At 65.8% G+C, this 19490-nt stretch carries 19 protein-coding genes; 10 read left to right on the top strand and 9 right to left on the bottom strand.

Features of this window, described 5'->3' with window-relative positions; translation table 11 throughout:
- Positions 1-17: 17 nt before the first annotated feature.
- Both AAFG13_RS14850 and AAFG13_RS14845 read right to left on the bottom strand, forming a co-directional pair.
- On the bottom strand, positions 18-800 hold the full coding sequence (locus AAFG13_RS14850; protein ID WP_342712452.1) for a sulfite exporter TauE/SafE family protein: 783 nt from the start codon (positions 798-800) through the stop codon (positions 18-20).
- A 91-nt stretch (positions 801-891) separates the two neighbouring features.
- Complete coding sequence (locus AAFG13_RS14845; protein ID WP_342712451.1) at positions 892-2277, bottom strand: TAXI family TRAP transporter solute-binding subunit; 1386 nt, start codon at positions 2275-2277, stop codon at positions 892-894.
- A gap of 138 nt (positions 2278-2415) precedes the next feature.
- On the opposite strand from AAFG13_RS14845, the gene AAFG13_RS14840 reads away from it, so the two are divergent.
- The 3 genes from AAFG13_RS14840 to AAFG13_RS14830 all read left to right on the top strand — a co-directional run bounded on the left by AAFG13_RS14840 (position 2416) and on the right by AAFG13_RS14830 (position 5054).
- Positions 2416-3471 carry a glycosyltransferase family 1 protein gene (locus tag AAFG13_RS14840; protein WP_173638043.1) on the top strand — a complete coding sequence of 352 codons (1056 nt, stop codon included), beginning with the start codon at positions 2416-2418 and terminating at the stop codon, positions 3469-3471.
- Between the two features lie 35 nt (positions 3472-3506).
- Positions 3507-4196: a methyltransferase domain-containing protein gene (locus AAFG13_RS14835; protein WP_092115972.1), complete on the top strand. Its 690-nt coding sequence runs from the start codon at positions 3507-3509 to the stop codon at positions 4194-4196.
- Between the two features lie 240 nt (positions 4197-4436).
- Complete coding sequence (locus tag AAFG13_RS14830; protein ID WP_212310589.1) at positions 4437-5054, top strand: hypothetical protein; 618 nt, start codon at positions 4437-4439, stop codon at positions 5052-5054.
- Positions 5055-5375: 321 nt separating this feature from the next.
- On the opposite strand, the gene AAFG13_RS14825 is transcribed toward AAFG13_RS14830, so the two are convergent.
- Entirely contained in the window at positions 5376-7040 is a 1665-nt protein-coding gene (locus AAFG13_RS14825; RefSeq protein ID WP_342712450.1) for an aminotransferase class III-fold pyridoxal phosphate-dependent enzyme, read from the bottom strand.
- A gap of 34 nt (positions 7041-7074) precedes the next feature.
- Between AAFG13_RS14825 and asd the strand changes: the two genes are divergently transcribed.
- Complete coding sequence (gene asd / locus AAFG13_RS14820; protein WP_212310799.1) at positions 7075-7944, top strand: archaetidylserine decarboxylase; 870 nt, start codon at positions 7075-7077, stop codon at positions 7942-7944.
- Positions 7945-8078: 134 nt separating this feature from the next.
- Positions 8079-8963, top strand: coding sequence for an NUDIX domain-containing protein (locus tag AAFG13_RS14815; protein ID WP_342712449.1), 885 nt, complete (start codon positions 8079-8081; stop codon positions 8961-8963).
- On the opposite strand, the gene AAFG13_RS14810 is transcribed toward AAFG13_RS14815, so the two are convergent.
- Entirely contained in the window at positions 8964-10730 is a 1767-nt protein-coding gene (locus tag AAFG13_RS14810; RefSeq protein WP_342712448.1) for a winged helix-turn-helix domain-containing protein, read from the bottom strand.
- Between the two features lie 199 nt (positions 10731-10929).
- On the opposite strand from AAFG13_RS14810, the gene AAFG13_RS14805 reads away from it, so the two are divergent.
- The 3 genes from AAFG13_RS14805 to AAFG13_RS14795 all read left to right on the top strand — a co-directional run bounded on the left by AAFG13_RS14805 (position 10930) and on the right by AAFG13_RS14795 (position 12665).
- Positions 10930-11235 carry a nickel-binding protein gene (locus tag AAFG13_RS14805; protein WP_212310798.1) on the top strand — a complete coding sequence of 102 codons (306 nt, stop codon included), beginning with the start codon at positions 10930-10932 and terminating at the stop codon, positions 11233-11235.
- Entirely contained in the window at positions 11201-11725 is a 525-nt protein-coding gene (locus AAFG13_RS14800; protein WP_342712447.1) for a hypothetical protein, read from the top strand. Before AAFG13_RS14805 ends, AAFG13_RS14800 begins: the two co-directional genes overlap by 35 nt.
- 112 nt (positions 11726-11837) lie before the next feature.
- Positions 11838-12665, top strand: a complete 828-nt coding sequence (locus AAFG13_RS14795; RefSeq protein WP_342712446.1) for a class I SAM-dependent methyltransferase — start codon at positions 11838-11840, stop codon at positions 12663-12665.
- A 122-nt stretch (positions 12666-12787) separates the two neighbouring features.
- Here the strand turns inward: AAFG13_RS14795 and AAFG13_RS14790 are convergent, their stop codons facing one another.
- From AAFG13_RS14790 to AAFG13_RS14770, 5 genes are all read right to left on the bottom strand, one after another.
- A complete protein-coding gene (locus tag AAFG13_RS14790; protein ID WP_342712445.1) occupies positions 12788-14422 on the bottom strand; it encodes a FecR domain-containing protein in 1635 nt (544 codons plus the stop codon).
- A gap of 71 nt (positions 14423-14493) precedes the next feature.
- Entirely contained in the window at positions 14494-14820 is a 327-nt protein-coding gene (locus tag AAFG13_RS14785; RefSeq protein WP_244549566.1) for a hypothetical protein, read from the bottom strand.
- Positions 14821-14975: 155 nt separating this feature from the next.
- The gene (locus AAFG13_RS14780; protein WP_342712444.1) at positions 14976-15590 is read right to left on the bottom strand and encodes a septation protein IspZ; all 615 of its coding nucleotides are present in this window, start codon (positions 15588-15590) and stop codon (positions 14976-14978) included.
- Between the two features lie 144 nt (positions 15591-15734).
- Positions 15735-16838, bottom strand: coding sequence for a helix-turn-helix domain-containing protein (locus tag AAFG13_RS14775; RefSeq protein ID WP_342712443.1), 1104 nt, complete (start codon positions 16836-16838; stop codon positions 15735-15737).
- A gap of 163 nt (positions 16839-17001) precedes the next feature.
- On the bottom strand, positions 17002-17778 hold the full coding sequence (locus AAFG13_RS14770; protein WP_342712441.1) for a DUF2147 domain-containing protein: 777 nt from the start codon (positions 17776-17778) through the stop codon (positions 17002-17004).
- A gap of 183 nt (positions 17779-17961) precedes the next feature.
- Here AAFG13_RS14770 and AAFG13_RS14765 point away from each other — a divergent pair, with 183 nt between their 5' ends.
- Positions 17962-18807, top strand: coding sequence for a DUF2147 domain-containing protein (locus AAFG13_RS14765; protein ID WP_342712440.1), 846 nt, complete (start codon positions 17962-17964; stop codon positions 18805-18807).
- A gap of 103 nt (positions 18808-18910) precedes the next feature.
- On the top strand, positions 18911-19453 hold the full coding sequence (locus AAFG13_RS14760; RefSeq protein WP_342712439.1) for a hypothetical protein: 543 nt from the start codon (positions 18911-18913) through the stop codon (positions 19451-19453).
- The last annotated feature ends 37 nt before the right edge of the window (positions 19454-19490 follow it).

Below are 19490 nucleotides of genomic sequence, written 5' to 3'. Positions count from 1 at the left end.
AACAACGTCGCCTGCGCTCAGAGCCGAACGTATCCGGCCAGTCCGTCCCACAGCAGCTTGGCCGCGGTGATGACGAGAATGGCGTAGCAGGCGCGGTACAGCGCGCGCTGGTCGAGGCGTTCGTGCAGCCGCCAACCGGCCCAGACGCCGACCGGCACGGCCGGCACGCAAAGCGCCATCAGCATCCACAGGCTGCGCGACGGCGTGGCGAGCACGAGCCACGGGCCGGCCTTCAGCAAATTGCCGACCGTGAAGAACAGGCTGGTGGTGCCGGCGTAAAGCGCCTTCGACATGCCGAGCGGCAGCAGATAGATCGCAAGCGGCGGCCCGCCTGAATGCGCGACCATCGTGGTGACGCCGGAGGAGAGCCCGGCGAACGTCGCCTTGATCGTCGAGCGCGGACGCGGCTTGATCTCGCCGCCGCCGATGAACCACAGTGCGGCGAACACCAGCGTCACCAGGCCCATCACGATCTCGACGGCATGCCGGTCGAGATCGCGCAGCGCGAAATAGCCGAGAACGATGCCGACCACGAGCGCCGGCAGCAGCATCGCGAGGTCGACGCGCGACCAGGTGCTCGGGCGCCAGAAACGCAGCGCCGTAAGGTCCATGACGATGAACAATGGCGCGAGCAGCGCGCCGGCCGCAATCGGGTCCATCGCGAGCGAGAGCAGCGGGATGCCGATAATGGCAAAGCCGCCGCCGAACGCGCCTTTCATGAAGGCGATCAGGAACACGCCGGCCAGCGCGACCGCGAGCACGAACGGCGCGGGCAGGTCTGCGATGAGGGATGCGATCATAGTGTGGCGCAGCATGGGGGCGTACGCATGCACGCGCAATCCAAACATTGCTCTCGGTGCACATTGCTCTCGGTGCAATCGGCGTACGCGCCTAGCCGGCGCGCATCCTCGGCACGCCCGACCTGTCGCCGTTGATCACCGCGCGGCGATCGGAGACGGCGTGATGGAATTGCTCGAGCGTCAGTCCGATCGCCGAGAGATCGCCGTCCTCGATCGCGCCGTCGTCGTAGCAATCGAGCGCCTCCCGCAGCAGCGCGTCCGCATCGCTCTGCATTGCCGCGAGCTCCTCCGGCGTCTCGGCGCCGCGCACCCGCGAGATCAGCGTCAGCAGACCGTCGCGATGGGTGATGTAACGCTCCCGCTCGTCGCGCTTCACGTAGTGGCGCAACCAGGCTCCCGCCGTGCCGAGGCCGGAGACCAGCAGGATGCCGCCCCAGATGTAGTCGGAGTATTTTTCGAGGAAGGTGCGTTCGGTGCCGTCGATATAGGCCGCCGCGCCCTGATGCGCCGGCAGCGCGGCATCCTTGTCGGTGTCCGGCTTCTCGATCTTGGCCGCCGCCGGCACGTCGCGCGCGACCTGGAGCCGCTGCGTGAACAACTGCCGATCGAGTGCGCCGACGGTTGCCTCGTGCAGCGCATGTTGCGCGATGATGAGGTGATTGACGCCGACGGTCTCGATCTTGTCCTCGGGCCGGGCCGGCGAAGAGGAGAAGATGCTGCCGGCGATTTCCTCGGACTCATAGAGCGGATGCTTCTGCGCGATCGCTTCCGAGACATCGACGGGGAGGAATTTCGGTTCGCCGCGCGCCGCCGCCGTCGCCGCGATCGCATCCGCCGTGATCTTGCTGTCGAGCGGCCCGACGGTCATGTAGGCGTCGAGCGAGGGATCGCGCGCGAGATCGGCGACCTTGTTGACGGCGAACTGGCTGATCGTGACCTTGTCGGGGTTGATGCCGGACTCGGTCAGGATCACGCGCAGCAGCGTGACGTTGGCCTGGGTGCTGCCGACGACACCGACCTTGTGGCCGGGGAGATCGTCGATGCTCTTGATCTTCGCAGACCGCGGCTTGCCTTTCCCGCCCGACGGTGCCCACAGCACAACGACATTCTTGCGCAGGACCGCAACCGCCTCGGCGCTCGCCGGCAGACTGAGATCGCCGCGCACGACCGCGAGGTCGACCTTGTTCGCGGTGAACAGCGCGATGCTTTCGGCGGCCCCCTGTGTCGTGACCGGCTTCAGCCGCACCGAATTGCCGTCACGCGCAAAGGCCTGCGCGAAGCCCTGGATGAGCTTGACGTCGTCACTGCCGGTCGGGCCGACCGCGATCTTCAGCGTCACCGGACGCAGCCCGTAGAACAGCAGGCCTGCGGCGACGGCAAACACGAAGATGCCGGCCGCCAGGATCAGGAGCGACGAGTTTCGCCGTTTGAGCCTGCGGCGCGTGGTGCCGGGATGTTCACTCTGCTGCTCTGACATCTGGCTGTCATGTTACACGAAAAACCGGCAGTTCGCCGTGAAAAACAACCTAACATTTCGATGACGTCATACGTTTGAAACATCCATGTCAGAACGTCGTGCGAGCAGAATCAAGATTAACGATTTGGGTCTCCTGCGATGCGCATACTCGTTGCGACCGATGCCTGGCATCCGCAAGTCAACGGCGTGGTCCGGACGCTGACGTCGCTTGCGCGCAGCGCAGCGACCCTCGGCGCCGAGATCGAATTCCTCACCCCCGACGGCTTCCGTTCCGTCGGCGTGCCGACCTATCCGGGCCTGCGCATGGCGCTGCCGAACCGCCGCGAGATCGCGCGTCGGATCGAGGAGGCCGCGCCCGAGGCGATCCACATCGCGACCGAAGGACCGATCGGCTGGGCGGTGCGCGGCTATTGCCAGCGCAACAAGCTCGCCTTCACCACATCCTATACAACGCGCTTCCCCGAATATGTTTCAGTGCGCACCGGAATTCCCGACAGCGTCGGCTATGCCGTCCTGCGCCACTTCCACGCGGCCGGATCGATGACGATGGTCGCGACCGACTCGCTGCGATCAGAGCTTGCCGAGCGCGGCTTCCGCAAGCTCGGCTTCTGGACCCGCGGCGTCGATACCAAGATCTTCAATCCCGACCAGCCGGCGCTGCTCGACCTGCCGCGGCCGATCTTCATGACCATGGGCCGCGTCGCGGTGGAGAAGAATCTCGACGCCTTCCTGTCGCTGGATCTGCCGGGCTCCAAGGTCGTGGTCGGCGATGGCCCGCAACGGGCGGCCTTGGAACAGAAATATCCCGACGCGATTTTCCTCGGCGAGAAGAAGGGCCAGGATCTGACCTCCCACCTCGCCGCCGCCGACGTCTTCGTGTTCCCGAGCCTGACCGACACCTTCGGCGTCGTGCAGCTCGAGGCGCTGGCCTGCGGCACGCCGGTCGCGGCGTTCCCGGTCACCGGCCCGAAGGACGTCATCGCGGATCATCCGATCGGCGCGATCGACAACGATCTGCGCAGCGCCTGCCTGCGCGCGCTGAACATGTCGCGCGCCGACTGCCGCAATTTTGCGTTGGAGCGTTCCTGGGAAAACAGTGCGCGTCAGTTCATCGGCAATCTGGCCACGTTGCAGCCGAGCCGCGCGCCGCGGCCCGCCCGCCGCGTTGCCGGCCGCAGTGCGGTTCCGAATTAACAGCTCAAACGAATGAAAGACGAGAGACTTAATCTATGGCTGAAATCATCAAGCTGGGCGCCGACCGTTCCATGGACTTCGACCGCGAAACGGTCGAGCAGGCCTATGATCGCTGGGCGCCGATCTATGACCTCGTGTTCGGCGGCGTGTTCAGCAAGGGCCGGCAGGCTGCGATCCAGGCCACCAACAAGATCGGTGGCCGCGTGCTCGAGGTCGGCGTCGGCACCGGCATCTCGCTGCCGCTCTATAGCCAGAATGTGCGCATCTTCGGCACCGACATCTCCGAGGCGATGCTCGAGAAGGCCAAGAAGCGGGTGGCCGAGCAGGGCCTGAAGAATGTCGAGGGCCTCGCGGTGATGGACGCCGAGAAGCTCGAATTCCCCGACGATTCGTTCGACGTGGTGATGGCGCAGTACGTGCTGTCCGCGGTGCCGAACCCGGAGGCCGCGCTCGACGAGTTCGCCCGCGTGGTGCGTCCGGGCGGCGAGCTGATCATCCTGACCCGCGTCAGCGCCGATGCCGGCGTCCGCCGCTTCATCGAGCAGAAGCTGCAGCCGGTGGTGCGCCCGCTCGGGTTCCGGACCGCCGAATTCGCCTGGTCGCGCTACACCAAATGGCTGGCTGGCGCGCGCGGCATGGAGCTCGCGGAACGCCGCCTGATCCCGCCGCTTGGCCACTTCTCGCTGGTCCGCTTCCGCAAGGCGGACGTCGCCAAAGCCGCCTGAGGCGGTTGGCCAGGCGGCTCAGCCCGCCGATCCTCCGGGTGAGGTGGTGCACAGCGCGCCCCTAGCCAGGAGGCTACGATCTCCTTCGCCTCATCCCCGCAAACCGCGCCGGGATGAGGCGAGACCCTTCTCCGGTTGCGTCAAGGCGTCGCTCCGCATTGTCATATGTCATTATGATGATGTCACACGCGATACATCGAATCCCTGTAAATCCTGTCCCGAAAGATGTTGGGGGAACCAATGATCAAGAATTTTCTGCAAGAGCTGCGTACCCAGCGCTGGGATGACCATCGCTTCTACCATCACAGCCGGATCAACCAGAGCCTGCACTTCGTCAGCGCGCTGAGCTTCCTGTTCGCCTATGTGATGCTGTTCTTCGATCCGGTCGTGTCGGCACTGGTCGGCTGGCTGGTCTCGATGACCTCGCGCCAGGCCGGTCACTTCTTCTTCGAGCCGAAGGGGTATGACCACGTCAACCAGGCGACCCACGAGCACAAGGAAGACATCAAGGTCGGCTACAACCTGCAGCGCAAGGTCGTGCTGATGGCGATCTGGGCGCTGTCGCCGATGGTGCTGTACTTCGATCCGACGCTGTTCGGCCTGTTCAAGCCCTGGGTCACGATGAGCGACTTCACCCGTCAGGTCGCCAAGGTCTGGCTCGTGGTCGGCATCGGCGGTCTCCTGTTCCGCACCATCCATTTGTTCTTCATCCGCGACATCGAGACCGGCCTCGTCTGGATGACCAAGATCGTCACCGACCCCTTCCATGACCTGAAGCTCTATCACAAGGCGCCGCTGTTCCTGATGAAGGGCGAGCTGATCGATCCGGGTCTCGAGAAGCACGTCAAGCACGCCTGATCGTTGCTCCAATATCTTTCCGATATGCGTCATGCCCGGGCTTGTCCCGGGCATCTACGTCTTGAGACGTCGCAACAACAAGGTCTCGTCTTGAAGCTTCTCGTCTGTGCACTCTCTTCACCTCGCCCCGCGTGCGGGCAGAGGTCGGATTGCATCGCCAGATGCAATCCGGGTGAGGGGGGCTCACCGCGAGTCCGTCTGTTACCGATTTTGTGGATGCGGCCCCTCACCCCAACCCTCTCCCCGCATCCGCCTTCGCCCGAAGGCGGGCTTCGGCGGACAAGAGCGCGGGGCGAGGGAGCGAGAGGGGGGTACCGGCGCTTAACGCCCGAACCTCACGGCGACCATCTCTTTCAGTATCTGCCGCTTGATGTTCTTGTTGGTGAGGCCTTCCTTGTGCCACCACCAGGCGTCGCGCTTCATCTTCTCGGCTGCCGCAGCGAAGCGGTCGGCGACCTCGGCGAAATCGGCGTCGGTGTAGTTCAGGCTGAAGATCAGCCGGCCGGTGCCGACCCAGCTCAGCGCCAGTCCCTCGGCCCGCAGATAGTATTGCAGCATCCAGTTGTAGCGGGACGGCTCGGTGTAATAGACCGTCCAGATCGACGAGATGTTGCCGACCCGAACCGGCAGGCCTTGTGCTTCGAGGCGGTCGTTGAGCGATTTGGCGCGGCCGTTCCAGGTCTCGTCGAGCCCGTTGTAGATCGAGCGGAAATTCGGGCTGGCGAGCCGGCTCAAAAACTCGTCCATCGCCGTCATCACGTAAGGATGCGAGTTGAAGGTGCCGCGGGCGAAGCAGATGTCGGCCGGCCGGTCGTCGCGGAAACGCCGCATCAGGTCCTTGCGGCCGCACACCACGCCGACCGGAAGCCCGCCGGCAAGGCTCTTGCCGTAGGTCGCCATGTCGGCCTTGACGCCGAAATATTCCTGGGCGCCGCCGGCGGCGAGGCGGAAGCCGACGAACACCTCGTCGAAGATCAGCACGATGCCGCGCTCGGTGCAGACCTCGCGCAGCTTCTTCAGCCATTCGGTGTAAGCGGTGCGGTCGTACCCCGAGGAGCGCGACGAATCGACCAGCGCGGAATCGCCGGGCGCGTTGCCGTTCGGATGCAGCGCCTGCAGCGGATTGACCAGCACGCAGGCGATGTCCTTGCGGGTGCGCAGGACATGCAGGGTCTTCTCCGACATGTCGGCGAGCGTGAAGGTCTCGTGCGGCGAGACCGGATTGCCGACGCCGGGCTGCACCTCGCCCCACCAGCCGTGATAGGCGCCGGCGAATCGGACCAGATGGGTCCGCTTGGTGTGGTAGCGCGCGAGCCGCACCGCCTGCATCACGGCCTCGGTGCCGGACATGTGGAACGAGACCTCGTCGAGGCCGGATATCTCGCAGAGGCGCTTGACGTTGTCGGCAATGATCGGGTGGTAGGGGCCGAGCACGGGGCCGAGCGCGTGCGCCCGCTTCTCACCCTCGGCGATGCACTCCTTGTAGAAGTCGTTGCCGAAGATGTTGACGCCGTAGGAGCCGGTCAGGTCGTAGGACACATTGCCGTCGAGGTCGGTGACGGTGACGCCGCTCGAGGCCTCGACGAAGGCCGAGGTGCCAAGATGCTCGCGCACCAGGCGGCTGTACTGGAACGGCACGCGGTAGGTTTCGGTGAACTGCAGGTCGGAGATCCGCTCCGTCACCTCGGCGGTCAGCGCGCGGCCCTTGGGATAGCGATCCGCGTAGAGGCCGGCGAGGCGGAAGAAGCCGTCCTGGCGCTGCATCGCGACGTCCTTCGGCGCGCCGTCGGAGCGGAAGAAGTCGTCGATGTCGAATTCGTAGTGCGGCACCATGCGCGCCACCATCTTGGACATCTTGGAATGTCCGGTCAGCGAGCGGTGCTTGGCCCGCGACAGCGCGAGGCGGGCCTGAATTTTGGGGAAAGCTGCGGCGGCGCCGGCAAGCGCGGCGGCGGACAGCGAGAGAATCGGAAGGGATGTTTCCATGACAGAAGCGCTAGCCTCGGCACCTAACAAATTCATGACAGTCAAGGGCCTGATCTCGGCATTCACCCAGCAGGAAGACCTCAATTTCCTGCTAACCAACCGGATTCCGCGGGCGGCGATCACCCGCTTCATGGGCTGGTTCTCCAAGGTCGAGAACCCCCTGGTGCGCGACGCCTCGATCGCCTGCTGGAAGCTGTTCTCCGACCTCGATCTGTCCGAGGCGAAGAAGACCGAGTTCAAGAGTTTGCACGATTGCTTTACCCGAGAGCTCAAGCCCGGCCTGCGCCCGGCGGTGGCCGATCCCGCCATCATCGTGAGCCCGTCGGATGCGATCATCGGCGCGCATGGGCGGATCGAGGATGGGCAGTTGTTCCAGGTCAAGGGCGCGCCCTATTCGCTGCTCGATCTGGTCGGCGATCCCGCGCTGGTGGAGCAGCACAGCAACGGCCGCTTCGTCACGCTGCGGCTGACGTCGAGCATGTATCACCGGTTCCACGCGCCGTACGATCTTGCGATCGACAAGGTCACGTTCATTCATGGCGACGTCTGGAACGTCAATCCGATCGCGCTGAAGCGGATCGAGCGGCTGTTCTGCAAGAACGAGCGCGCGGTGCTGCGCGCGAAGCTTCCAACCGGCGAGGCGCTGACGCTGGTTCCGGTCGCCGCCATCCTGGTGGCGAGCCTGCGCCTGCATTTCCTCGACGTCACGCTGAACGCGCAGTCGCGGGGCCCGGTGGATTTCCCCTGTAACGCGCATGTCAAGAAGGGCGACGAACTCGGCTGGTTCGAGCACGGCTCGACCATCATTGTGCTCGCGCCCGGCAGTTTCGAATTCTGCGACAATGTCGCGGAGGGAACGCGGATCAAATGCGGCGAACCGCTGTTGAAAAAGCCTACGAACTGATCTCGCTGTTTCCTGCGCGCCATTCTTTGAGCATGATCTGCCCGGAAAACCGGTTTCCACTTTTCAGGAACATGCTTTAGAGTAGCCGGGATCGTCGCGCGACGATCCTAAATCGCAAACCTGATGGACACGAGATGGCGCGGACGCCTGTTCTGGCGGCGGGAGGCATTGTGCTGCGGCGGGACGCGCCGCAGCGCTTTGCCGTTGTGCGCCTGCGCAAGCGCAATGAGTGGGTGCTGCCCAAGGGCAAGCTTGACGATGGTGAGACGCCGCGCGACGCCGCCGAGCGCGAGGTGCTAGAGGAAACCGGCCACGACGTCGAGGTGCACGAATTCCTCGGCATGCTGGTCTATGATTCAGGCGGCCGTTCCAAGGTGGTGCATTACTGGCGCATGGATGCCGGCGGCAAGCCGGTGCGCGCGTTGATGAGCGACATCAGGGAAGTCGACTGGCTGCCGCTCGATGAAGCGCTCGATCGCCTGTCGCGCGGCTATGAACGTGCATTCCTGGAGAATGTCGGCCCGATCGCGTTGCAGGCCGCGGCGAACGCCATGCGCGAGCGGCGCGCGCGGTTGCGGGTTGCGGCCGCGGAACGACGGCGCGCGCGGCTTGCAGAAGAGCCGGTCGTTGAGGTGCCTGAGGTCGCAAATGCGCCCGTTGCCGCCGAGGCGCCCGTGGTCGCTGAGGCGACCGGGGTCACCGAAGTGACCGGGGATGCCGGGACGCCGATCGTCGTGGACGCGCCGGCACCTGTTGAGCTGCCGGTCATAGCTGACCCGTTCGATATCGCGGAGACGCCGGTGGCGGAAGCCGAACCGGATCAGCCGGCCATCGCGCCGGAGCAAGTCGCTGTGGATGCCGGCCAAGCGGTCGAGACAGCGGCTGTTGTGGAGTCGGCGGCATCCGAACAGCCGCCGCCATCCGCGCGCGGGATCGAACCCGTTGCCACGGCCGTTCGGCCGGTCCCGCGCAAGAATCTGATCGAGCGCGTGCGCGACTGGCTGCGTCGCGCGGCCTGATCACCCGCACATCTGACGTCGTGCGGTTGGTTGCCAGGCGTCAATGTCGTGCTGCAAGGCAACGCAGTCGGCAACGCGCTTGGGCGACCCCAACTCATTTGCCAGAAGCTGTGCCGCGTGAACTTCCGCCGTGGCGCCGCGAACGTCCCCGCGCTCCAGCTGGAGCCTGGAAATCTGCAGCCTCAGCCGCACGATTTGGACCCGTCCCTCGATGCTGGACCACAGCTGGCGGGCGAGATGGAGATGTCGCATGGCTGCTTCATGGTCCTGCCGGGAAAGCGCGAGGATCGCCTGCGCTTCGTTGGTGAGCGCGCGGATCGAGGGCATCGGCCAGCGATCCGGACTTCCCGAAAGTTCGCAGATCAATGCCTTGGCCTGGCCGCTCCGATGCGTGTGTGCTGCAACCAGTGCCAGATGTGCGAGCAGGATTCCCCGTCGCTGCAGGGTCCACCAGGTCTTGCCGATCAAGCTCCGTTCGAGGCTCGCATGGGCAGCCTCAGCTTCGCCTCTTGCGAGCAGCAACATCGCGCGGCCAGGCTCCGGGCACCAACCCATCGTGTAAGCCCTGTCGTAGGCTTCAAGCGCTGCGTCGTCATTGCCGATTGCAGCCAGGATATCGCCCAGCACCCGGTTGGCATCGCCCATCGACCATGGCGCATCGCTGGTCAGGCGCGCGAGCGCGTCCTGAATCCGAGCCAGTGCCTCGTCGAGCGAGCCTCTGATGCCGAGCACCTCGGAGCGATGCAGCTGGCATGAACCTGTCAGTTCCATGCCGCTGCTCGAACAGAAATTCTGGTAGCTCCGCGTCCACTGGTCGGCCCGCGCCCAATCTCCGAACATCCGGGCTGCCCAGAGAATGTTGCAGTAGAGGCTGCCGCCCATGACCGGATCCAGATTGTTGCTGGACAGTGCGACCGCGGCGGCATGGTCCTGATCGGCCAGTCCGCCATGCGTGTCGCCGAGGCACAGGCGATAGAAGCCGCGATAGGCCAGGCTCAGAGCTTCGATGTTGAGCGCATCCTTGTATCTGACGGCGGTGTAGGCCGCGTCGGCCAGCGCGAGCGCCTGTTCCGGCTCGCCATCGAAGGCGGCCAGTTTGGACTTCATCCATAACAGCAGGGCGGTCGTCGGAGGATCGTCGAGCCTCGAGGCCCAATCTTCCGCGCGCGCGAGCCAGCCCTTTCCGATCGCGGCCTGGCCGCTCTCGAAATGCAGGCCCGAGAGGGCGATCGCATCGACCGCTGCTCCGGCAGCGTCGCCGGCCTCGCTGCGCGCGGCGACCGCGCGGACCAGAATGGGAATGGCTGCCGCTGTCCTGCCGAGGCATTGCAGGGCAAGAGCCCAATCGTGGAAATCTTCGGCGCTGAGCTGGCCGTCTCCGTCGGCGCTCTGAAAGAGCGTTGCCGCCTGCAGCCATAAATGTCCGACCGCCGCACGTCGGGCGAGGCCGATTGCTCCGATTGCACCGCGTGTTCCGTCTTGATTGCGATCGGCACGTTCCGGCGGCCTGATCTCGGAATCAACGAAGAACCGATATCCTTTGCCCGGCAGATTCCGGATCGCTCCCTCCATGCCACCCCTGCGTAGCGCGGCGCGCAACGAACTCACCGCCCGCTGCAGCGAGTTGTCGGTGACCGTGACGTCTGGCCAGACGGCCTCGAGTAGCTCGTCTTTTGAGATGACCCGGTCGCGGTGGTGGACAAGGTAGACCAGCAGATCGAACACACGCGGCTGCAAAGCGACTTCCTGCCGCGCGCACAGCAGCACGCGTCCAGCTTCATCAAGCTCGAACAGTCCAAATGAGAATGCCATGTGTATGAGTTCGGGCTCGGCGGAAAAGGTTCAGGCAAAGATCAGGCAATGATCAGTCCGCGGTAAGGACAGTTGGCGTTGACTGCGCCTATAGCTGAGCATGGCCGCGATCACCGCAGCCTGTCGTTCAACCGTCGCAACTGAGGAGATTTCGATGGAACTCTACGTCATTCGCCGTCCGAGCGCCTGGGCAAACATGGGTGAGCTGGAACTCGCCGGCGCAACGTCCGCCAGGATCGGCGACGAGCAGATGCCGGACCGCGTCCGCTGGATCCGCAGCTACGTGGTGCATGAGGCAGATGGTCGCATTGGCACTTTCTGCATCTACGAGGCGCGTGACGGTGACTCGATCCGGGATCATGCGCGCTGCGTCGGCATGCCGGGTGAGGAATTCTACAAGGTCGCGACCACAGTGGTGGTGCGTGGTGATCCCGTCCAACCGCCCATTGCAGCCGAATGACGCCTGCGAGGCGTCGCATGGCGCGTCCCGGCCAAACCATTATCCGGAGCGCCATCACACTTCGATCAAGGAAACGATTATGCCGATTTCATTCACGGAGTCCTTCTACAATCCGGTGCGAAGGCATTTTTCCATTCTGCTTTTGTGCATCCGCCGGATCGTCAATCAGTCGGTCGCGGGGATGCTTGCACGTCGCGAGCGGCAGGCAAATTGTCTGACGTCGCGCGATCTCGGCGGCGGGCGGTCGAAAGGCGCCGGCAACCGCGGCTCTCGGCCGATCATTCGAAGCGCGCTGCTCGGGCTGATGATCGCGGGTCTGTCGTCACCCGTGTTCACGCGAGCAGAGGAGCCTGCCGTTCGGGAGCATGGTGCAGCTCAGGCGCAGCGGGCGGTTTGGTCTCAGCGCGGTGGGCACGGCTGCAGGCATCGTTCGGATTGGAGCATTGTTGCCGCGTCCACCATCCCGGTCCTTCTCGACCGTCGCAGCTAGCTCGCAGCACATTGAAGTCATTGCACGACGCCCTTTGGCGCAACTCGCGGACATCAGGCGAAGCCAGCGGCTTCGCCGCCGGCCGCACAACACATTTTCAAAGGAGATTCACATGAACGTTCAGACCGAAATGCCTGCCGTCGATCTCGCCGCCGTCAAGGCGCGCCAGCAAGCCACCTGGAGCTCGGGCGACTACGCGATCGTCGGCACCACGCTTCAAATCGTCGGCGAAACGCTCTGCGAGGCTGTCGACCTGCGCAGCAATCAAATGGTGCTCGACGTCGCCGCCGGCAACGGCAATGCGACGCTGGCCGCGGCGCGGCGCTTTGCCGACGTGGTCTCGACCGATTACGTCGGAGCGTTGCTCGAGCGCGGCCGTGAGCGGGCGGCCGCGGAGCGGCTGCCGGTCACGTTCCAGGAAGCGGACGCGGAGAGGTTGCCGTTCGCCGATGCGAGCTTCGATGTCGTGCTGTCGACCTTCGGCGTCATGTTCACCGCCGACCAGCAGCAGGCGGCGAATGAACTGCGCCGTGTCTGCCGCATCGGCGGCAAGATCGGCCTTGCGAGCTGGACGCCGGAAGGATTCATCGGCCAGGTCTTCAAGACCATCGGCAAATATGTGCCGCCGGCGCCGGGCGTCAAATCTCCCGCGCTATGGGGCACCGAGGCGCATCTCGCCGCCCTGTTCGGCCCGCAGGCCACGGTTGACGCCAAACGCAGGCACTTCAATTTCCGTTACAGGTCGCGCGAGCATTTTCTCGAGATATTCCGAACCTACTACGGTCCGGTGCTGAAAGCCTTCGGGTCGATCGATGCCGTCAAGCAGCAACTGCTCGCCGCCGACCTGTTCGGCCTGATGGACCGGTTTAATGTCGCCAGGGATGGAACGCTGGTCATCCCCAGCGAATATCTGGAGGCCGTGATTACCAGGCGGGGCTGACCTGCCGTTCGCAATTCGTCGATTGGAGTGTGGTGCCGGCGTTCTCGCCGGCGCCACGCTCGCGCGTTGGATCGCAGAAGCTCGTCAGCGAAGCTCAGGTGAGCATGCGTTGCTGCGATCGGTCAATTGTGACGCTTGTCCTTGGGCGGCGGCTTCGCGGCGCGCGGCGGTGGTGCGCGCCGTTGCTGGAAGGCGGGGCGTGCCTGCACCGCGGGCCGTTGCATGCCGGGGCGGATGCTAGGCGCGGCCTGCTGAATGCCGGGCCGCGCCTGGCCAGGGGCCTGCGGCGCAGGCTGGGCCGCGCCCTGTCGCGGCACGCCCGGCTGAGCTGGCTGTCCCGGCTGGCGCACGCCGCCCGGCACCTGCGTGCGTCCGGATTGCAGGCCGCCTTGACGTGCAGGCGATTGTTGTCCGCCGGGTGGTGTCGCGCCGCCCTGACGCGCGGGTTCTTGGTGCGCGGGCTGTTGTCCCGCAGGCCGCTGTCCGGCTGGCGTCTGGACACCGGGCGTGTGCGGCAGCGTCGGGCCGCCGGGCTGGCCGGGCAGCGCGTGTTGTGCGCCGCCTTGCTGCTGCGTGCCGGGCTGCTGCTGCTGCGAGCCCTGCCGGCCAGGCGTGCCCGGTTGCTGCGGCTGGCCCGGACGGTTCGGCTGGCCGGGCTGCTGCAACTGGCCCGGACGGTTTTGCTGACCCGGCTGCTGCGGCGCATTGCGGTTCTGGCCCGGCAGGCCATTCTGGCGCTGCGGGGTCGGCTGCACCGGCTGGCCGCGATTCGGATAGGGCGCGGCCGGATTGGCCCTGCGGAAGTCGGGATTGGCGCGGCGGAAGTCACGCTGCTCGGTCACGACCTGACGGCCCAACGTCTGCGCGGAATGCACCGCGCGCACGAAGCCCTGGTCGCGCGTCATCTGTTGCGGCGAGATCGTCAGCGGCACCGCGGCGAAGCGCGCGCCGCCGGTGCCTGGACGAATCGCAAACCCGCTCGCCCCGCGGGTCAGCACGCCGAGCGAAGCGCCGCCGCGGTCGTTGACCTCGATGCGGCCGACATGTCCGTCGGCGTCGGGATAGAGCTTGATGCCGACATTGTTGCTGGTCGCGGTCGCGCCTTCGGGCACTTCGACAAGGCCGGTGGTGCCGCGGATGCCGAGCGTTGCGGTCGGCGTCGAGATCTTCATGTCGCCGGTCTTGGCGACGGCGGCGGCGACGAACGCCGCCGTTCCCTTGGCGACGTTGAACAGCGCGCTGTTCTGCTGGCCGCCGTCCTCGTAGACATAATTGTCGATCGTGATCCTGGCGTTGGCCCGCAGGTTGAACGTGGTGCCGTCGTTGAAGGTGATGCCGAGCGAGGAGGTCGCCGACGTGGCGACGTCGTCATTGGCAAAGATGTCGTCGCGGATCTGCAATGGCGTCGTGGTGTTGTTGCGCGTGACGGTGGCGGTGCCGGTCAATGTCGCGACGTTGCCGATCGGCTCGGGCGCGGTGGCCGGAGCGGGGGCAGGCGTGGCAGGCGCGGGCGTTGACGGTGTCGCACTCGGCGCCGGGGCGGGTGAGGGTGCCTGTGCAGGCTGCGCTTGCGCGATTTGCGTCAGGTCCGGCGCGGCATTGGCCGTTGCATGCCAACCGATCGTGACGCCGGCACCAAGCAGAAGCGCATAGAGGAAGGCGCGGTGCATCACCATCGATTCCCGGAAGGCATTGGGGATCGGCAATTGAGCCGCGTCAGGCTGAATGCCGAATGAACGGTCCTGCCTTGTTGTCATGGCGGCCCCGAACGATCAAGCACCGCACTCCCGGAAGGAAGCGCGGCGCTTGGTCGTTGTTGGGGTTTTGGTTAGCCGCGCTTGTGAGGAGTGATGTTGAGTGGCTTCGCCGGCTTGGCCGCGGGAGCATAGCTTGCAGGCTGCGCGGCGGTTGCGGGCGGCACGTAGTGAAACACCGCCTTGCAGCCATCGCTGAGCAGCGCGCGCTGCCGAACCATGCAGGCGGTGACGCGATCGACATCGGGGATTTCCGAGCTGCACAGCCGCATGGCGTCGCCGGTGCACATCTGCTGCTGCTCGTCGGTGTAGGCATAGGACGCCGACGTCAACAGTCCGAGCGTGAACGCGGTTGCCGCCAGCAGTTTGCCGTGACGAAGCGTCGAAGCGGTGAAAGCCATGATGTCCCCCTTGTGGTGAGCGCGCCGTTGCAGCGCGTCGTCGAGGTCATCACTAGGGAGGCTTGGTTTCGGCAGTTCTTCGTGCGCATGGCAAAATGGTTTCGTCGCACGCCGGTTTGTTTCGTTAACCACACGCCGACGGGTAACGTCAGCGCCTATGGTGTCGCCGCCGCCGGAGCCCCCTCGAGCGCGAGCACGGCCTCGCGCTGGGCTTCGGGCATGGCGCGGATGCGGCGCTTGGCGATGAGGCGGATCGCGGCAAAGCCGCCGAGGAACACCGCGATCTTGCTCACGATGCCGAAGATCGGCATCACCACAGCCCATGTCGTGATCTCGCAGGTCAGCGCGACGAAGGCATTCACGGCGGCGGAGGTAAACATCAGGGCTGCCCAGGCGTAGCCGACCATCACGGCGACATCGGGCACGACGGTCTGCGCGATCTCGGGCAGATAGCGGTTGAGCCAGCCTCGCTTCAGCATCACGACGCCGACGATTGCGTAGATCACGCTCGGCTTGAACAGCACGAAGCGCGGGTCATTCGTAAGCAATGTCGCAGTGCCGGCGGTGACCACCAGGAACAGGCTCAGCCATTCCATGGTGTCGATCCGCCTCCGGCGCACGATCTGGATGCCGATCTGCGTGACGCCGAACGCGATGCCGATACCGACCGAGAGCGCGGTGTTGTGCGTCAGCAGGAACAGAACCAGAAAGACTAGGGTCGATGCCAGGTCGAGGGCCAGCAGCTTTGCCGCGGTAAAAAAGTGCTTCATCGGCCGTCGAACTCCGCTTGCCAGATCACGTTGCCAGGTCAAGTTGTCATGTCACGCCTTGGCGCGATCCGCGCCCGTGTCGGCACAGCTAGGCAGATTGTCGGGCCGCAAGCCTATCGATTTCTGAAATCGAGGAGTGAATTCTCACTCCGATCGAGCGATTTCCGCAGTGTTCGTGGTTTGCGCGGCCGTCGCCCGGCGCCGAAACTCGGTCGGCGTCAGCCCAGTGTCCGCCTTGAAGGCGCGGTTGAACGGCGCCAGCGACTGGAACCCGGCATCGAGCGCAATCGTCAGCACCGGCACCTCGGCCTGGCCGACATCGGCGAGCGCCGCCTTGGCTTCGTCGAGCCGGTAGCGGTTGAGGAAGGCGTTGAAGTTGCGGTGGCCAAGTCCGTCATTGATCAGCATCCGCAGCCGGTATTCCGGCATGCCGAGCTTGACTGCCAGCACGCCGATGGTCAGCCCCTCCTGCCGATAGGTCCGCTCGGTCGCCATCAGGTGCTTGAGGTGATTGAGCGCGGCCTGGCTGGAAGGCGGCGGACCGGCATTGGTGAGCGATCGCGCGACCGGTGTGGCCTGGCCATTTCCGCCGCGGGCGCCGGCAACCGCCGGCTGGCTCTCGGGCGGATCGAACAGCATCATCCAGATCGCGATCAGCGCGAATGCGCCAAGCGCGAGCACGGCGCTGAGGCTGATCGAGCGGGTCGGAATCGCGGCGAGCCCGGCCGCCGCGGCGAACATCATCTGAAGGCCGATGCCGATCAGCAGCGCGATCAGGATCCGGCCGCGTGCCGTGGTCACGGCGGTGCGCCATCCCTTCGGAATTTGCGCGATCCCGAGCACGGCGAAAGCGATCGTCGCCAGCGCCAGGGCGCGGCCGCACGGCCCGGCGAGATCGGGCCAGATCGTCCAGCAATTATGGCTCACAACACCAAGGCCGGCGAGCAGCGTCCACACCGCCGCGTGCCAGGGCCGCAGGGCAAACCGCTCGTCGAACATCGCGCGCGCCCACAGCCAGAAGATCACCGGCGAGCCCATCGCGAAGGCGATGAACGGAGAGCTCCAGCCGAATGACGATGCGGGAAAGAACGGCGCAGTGGTGATCGCGTAGGCCGCGCCGGCCACGCCCATCGCGGCACCGAGATGCGCAGCGCGATGCACCGCCGCGTAGCGCAGCAGCAGCACCGCGCAAACCACCAGGAACAATGCGACCACCGCGCCCCGGAGACCGAATTCAAGAGCCGTCATCGCCATCGCAAGCCGCCCGCAGGTTCGATTCAACCTCGACACGGCGGCACTTATAGCGCGTCCGGCGATCGACATGAAGCGACCGCCGCACTGGCAGAAAACCTGATGTCCGCTCGCCGTTTGCGCGGCAGCGGACATCAGAACGATCCGGAGATGTCAGGCCCTAGCTGACCCGCTTCCAGGTCTGGCCGCCGCAGAACATGCCGCCGAAGGCGCAGCCCTGCACGCGCATCGCATTCGGGCCTTTCATCGCGATCGTCGAGTCGTAGTTGCGCCCGGAATCGGGATCGTGGATGCGGCCGCTCCACTTGCTGCCGTCGGGCTTCATGTTGATCAGGATGCGCTCGTTGCTCTTCATCGAATAGCCGCAGAGATTGGTGCCGCAGGCTTCGACACGGACGTTGCCCTTGTTTTCCTCGGTGGCCCAGACGCCGATCGGTCCGGTTGGCGCCGCCGCTGGTGCAGCCGCAGTCGGAGCGGCTTGCGGCTGCGGCGCGGGCTGTGCGGCGACCGGGGCCGGCGCAACGGGCGCGGCGTCAACCGGCGCGGGGGCCGTGGTCGCAACCGTCGCCGGTGGCGCAGGGGGCGGCGGAGGCGGCGGGACCGCGGCAGCGGCTGGCGCGGCCGGCTGCGGCGCGGCGGCCTGAACCGGCGCAGGTGAAGGTGCAGGTGCGGGCGCGGCCGGCGGCGCGGGTGACGGCGAGCTCGTCGAGGCGACATCGTCATCGTCGTCGGACTTCGAGCCGAGGTTCTTGCTGATGCCGCCGATCGTGCCGCTATAGCCCGGCGCCGAGATGCGGATGCAGGACAGCGCGCTGCAATTGCGCGGCGCCTCGACATGGATGCGCTGGCCGTCGATCTGGAAGGTGATGCCGGTGCCGCCGGCATGCGCCGATGTGGTGGCCATCAGCAGCGCGGCGATCGCAACGAGCTTCTTCATCTTAAGTCTCCATGGCGTTGAGCGGGGCTGGATCGATTGGTCTGGACGCTACCCGCCGCCGGCTCCCGTTTCCGTGATGTGCGTCACGTTGCGGGCTGAGCCGAATGGCTCGCCACGGTGACGGAGATCACTGCGCCGCGAGCACGGCGGCCTTAAGCGTCATCGGATGTTCTGGAGGCTTCGATGAAGCGCTTCTGCCTGCTCGTCGCACTGATGCTGTTCACGCCCTTCGTCCATGCCGGTGAGGGCATCACGTTCTCGATTGGCGGCCATCGCGTCCATCTCGATTCGACGCGCTGCCGCTCGCTGTCCTGCGTCTCGGTCTCTGGCGGCCCCAGGCGCGACGACGGCGGTGACAACGGCCGCACGCTCAAGCCGGTGTCCGCGCCGGCGACGACGGCAGCGATCCCTGCTGCGCCGGCCGCAAGCGCGCTGCCCGCGCCCGTGCCGGCAGCGCCTCCTGCGCCGCCACCGATCATCGTGTACAAGCCCGCCCCAGCCGCGCCCGCTGCCGCTCCGCCACCGTCGGCACCGTCGCCGCCGCGCGTGATGACGCCCCCGCCACCGCCGAACGTCGCAGCTCCGCCTCCACCTCCGCCGCCGGCCGCGGCGGCCGCAGCGCCTGCGCGTCCGGCGCCGTCGGTGATACGTGTCTCGCGCGAGGCCGACGAACCGGACGACGGTCCGATCGGCGACTGGCAGACCGAAGCCAACAATCTGGTGCGCATCCGGCTCTGCGGCATGGCGCTGTGCGGTTATGCGCTCGACAGGACCACGCGCGATCTCGGTGAAGCGGTGCTGATCAACATGAAGCCGAAGACGGACGCGCGCTGGAACGGCGGCGTCTACAGCCAGGACAGCGGCAACATCCGTTACGGCACGATCGAGTTGAAGGGCGCTGACAGGCTGCGGGTCTCGTCCTGCGCGCTCGGCCGCGTCTATTGCACCGGTGCCGACTGGGTCCGCGTCTCGCACGCACGGCAGCGCGTGATCACGCAGGGCCAGTTCCGGGGCGAGCCGCGCTCCTGAACGCGCAGCTGTCCAATTTGTAACCGGATGCCCTCGAACCGTTTGCCGCCTCGTGCGCGACCGATAGAGGTCAGCACTGTCCTCGCAAGCGATGGAGGCAAACATGAAACGCCTGAGCCTGGTCGCGCTGCTGCTCTTCGGCAGCGTCGCCGCCGCCCGTGCCGACAACGACATCTACACCAACATGTCAAAACAGAAGCGCGGCGACGACGCGCTGCATGCCGACGCCGCGGTGTGCGATGCGCAGTTTGGCGCGCCGCAGAACGGCACGCCGACGTGCGGCAATACAAGAGCTGCATGCGCGCCCGCGGCTGGCGCTTCAGCCACACCATTCGCACGCTGCGCCGGCACGACGACGGCTATCCAGATCCCGACAATCCCGGCCTCGTCTGCCACGATTTTACGATCGGCGGCATCACCGGATCGAGCTGTTCGAATTTTTGAGATGATGGCGAGGCGCTTCCTGGTCCGTCACCCTGAGGAGCGCGAAGCGCGTCTCGAAGGGTCGACGGCCCCGCTGGTGGCCGTGCATCCTTCGAGGCTCGCTCCGCTCGCACCTCCAGCGGCAAAGGCGAAGCCTTTGCGCGGGGATGACGGGCTGAGAGAAAAACAAAGCGCCCGGCGGGGGCGGCCGCCCGGGCGCTGAACTCATGGCCTGGTCGAATGCTTTAGAACACGCCGAG

Origin of the sequence: Bradyrhizobium sp. B124 (assembly GCF_038967635.1) — a bacterium.
Lineage (GTDB): Bacteria > Pseudomonadota > Alphaproteobacteria > Rhizobiales > Xanthobacteraceae > Bradyrhizobium.
The sequence above is the reverse complement of the archived record's forward strand: the minus strand, read 5'-3'. Positions and strand labels throughout refer to the sequence as shown.

Excerpts from the sequence above, each read along its gene's own strand:
- AAFG13_RS14830 (WP_212310589.1), top strand. The coding sequence starts at position 4,437 with ATGATCAAGAATTTTCTGCAAGAGCTGCGTACCCAGCGCTGGGATGAC.
- AAFG13_RS14760 (WP_342712439.1), top strand. The coding sequence starts at position 18,911 with ATGAAACGCCTGAGCCTGGTCGCGCTGCTGCTCTTCGGCAGCGTCGCC.
- AAFG13_RS14835 (WP_092115972.1), top strand. The coding sequence starts at position 3,507 with ATGGCTGAAATCATCAAGCTGGGCGCCGACCGTTCCATGGACTTCGAC.
- AAFG13_RS14765 (WP_342712440.1), top strand. The coding sequence starts at position 17,962 with ATGAAGCGCTTCTGCCTGCTCGTCGCACTGATGCTGTTCACGCCCTTC.
- AAFG13_RS14790 (WP_342712445.1), bottom strand. The coding sequence starts at position 14,422 with ATGACAACAAGGCAGGACCGTTCATTCGGCATTCAGCCTGACGCGGCT.
- AAFG13_RS14850 (WP_342712452.1), bottom strand. The coding sequence starts at position 800 with ATGATCGCATCCCTCATCGCAGACCTGCCCGCGCCGTTCGTGCTCGCG.
- AAFG13_RS14780 (WP_342712444.1), bottom strand. The coding sequence starts at position 15,590 with ATGAAGCACTTTTTTACCGCGGCAAAGCTGCTGGCCCTCGACCTGGCA.
- AAFG13_RS14785 (WP_244549566.1), bottom strand. The coding sequence starts at position 14,820 with ATGGCTTTCACCGCTTCGACGCTTCGTCACGGCAAACTGCTGGCGGCA.
- asd (WP_212310799.1), top strand. The coding sequence starts at position 7,075 with ATGACAGTCAAGGGCCTGATCTCGGCATTCACCCAGCAGGAAGACCTC.
- AAFG13_RS14770 (WP_342712441.1), bottom strand. The coding sequence starts at position 17,778 with ATGAAGAAGCTCGTTGCGATCGCCGCGCTGCTGATGGCCACCACATCG.
- AAFG13_RS14845 (WP_342712451.1), bottom strand. The coding sequence starts at position 2,277 with ATGTCAGAGCAGCAGAGTGAACATCCCGGCACCACGCGCCGCAGGCTC.
- AAFG13_RS14815 (WP_342712449.1), top strand. The coding sequence starts at position 8,079 with ATGGCGCGGACGCCTGTTCTGGCGGCGGGAGGCATTGTGCTGCGGCGG.
- AAFG13_RS14795 (WP_342712446.1), top strand. The coding sequence starts at position 11,838 with ATGAACGTTCAGACCGAAATGCCTGCCGTCGATCTCGCCGCCGTCAAG.
- AAFG13_RS14805 (WP_212310798.1), top strand. The coding sequence starts at position 10,930 with ATGGAACTCTACGTCATTCGCCGTCCGAGCGCCTGGGCAAACATGGGT.
- AAFG13_RS14825 (WP_342712450.1), bottom strand. The coding sequence starts at position 7,040 with ATGGAAACATCCCTTCCGATTCTCTCGCTGTCCGCCGCCGCGCTTGCC.
- AAFG13_RS14775 (WP_342712443.1), bottom strand. The coding sequence starts at position 16,838 with ATGACGGCTCTTGAATTCGGTCTCCGGGGCGCGGTGGTCGCATTGTTC.
- AAFG13_RS14840 (WP_173638043.1), top strand. The coding sequence starts at position 2,416 with ATGCGCATACTCGTTGCGACCGATGCCTGGCATCCGCAAGTCAACGGC.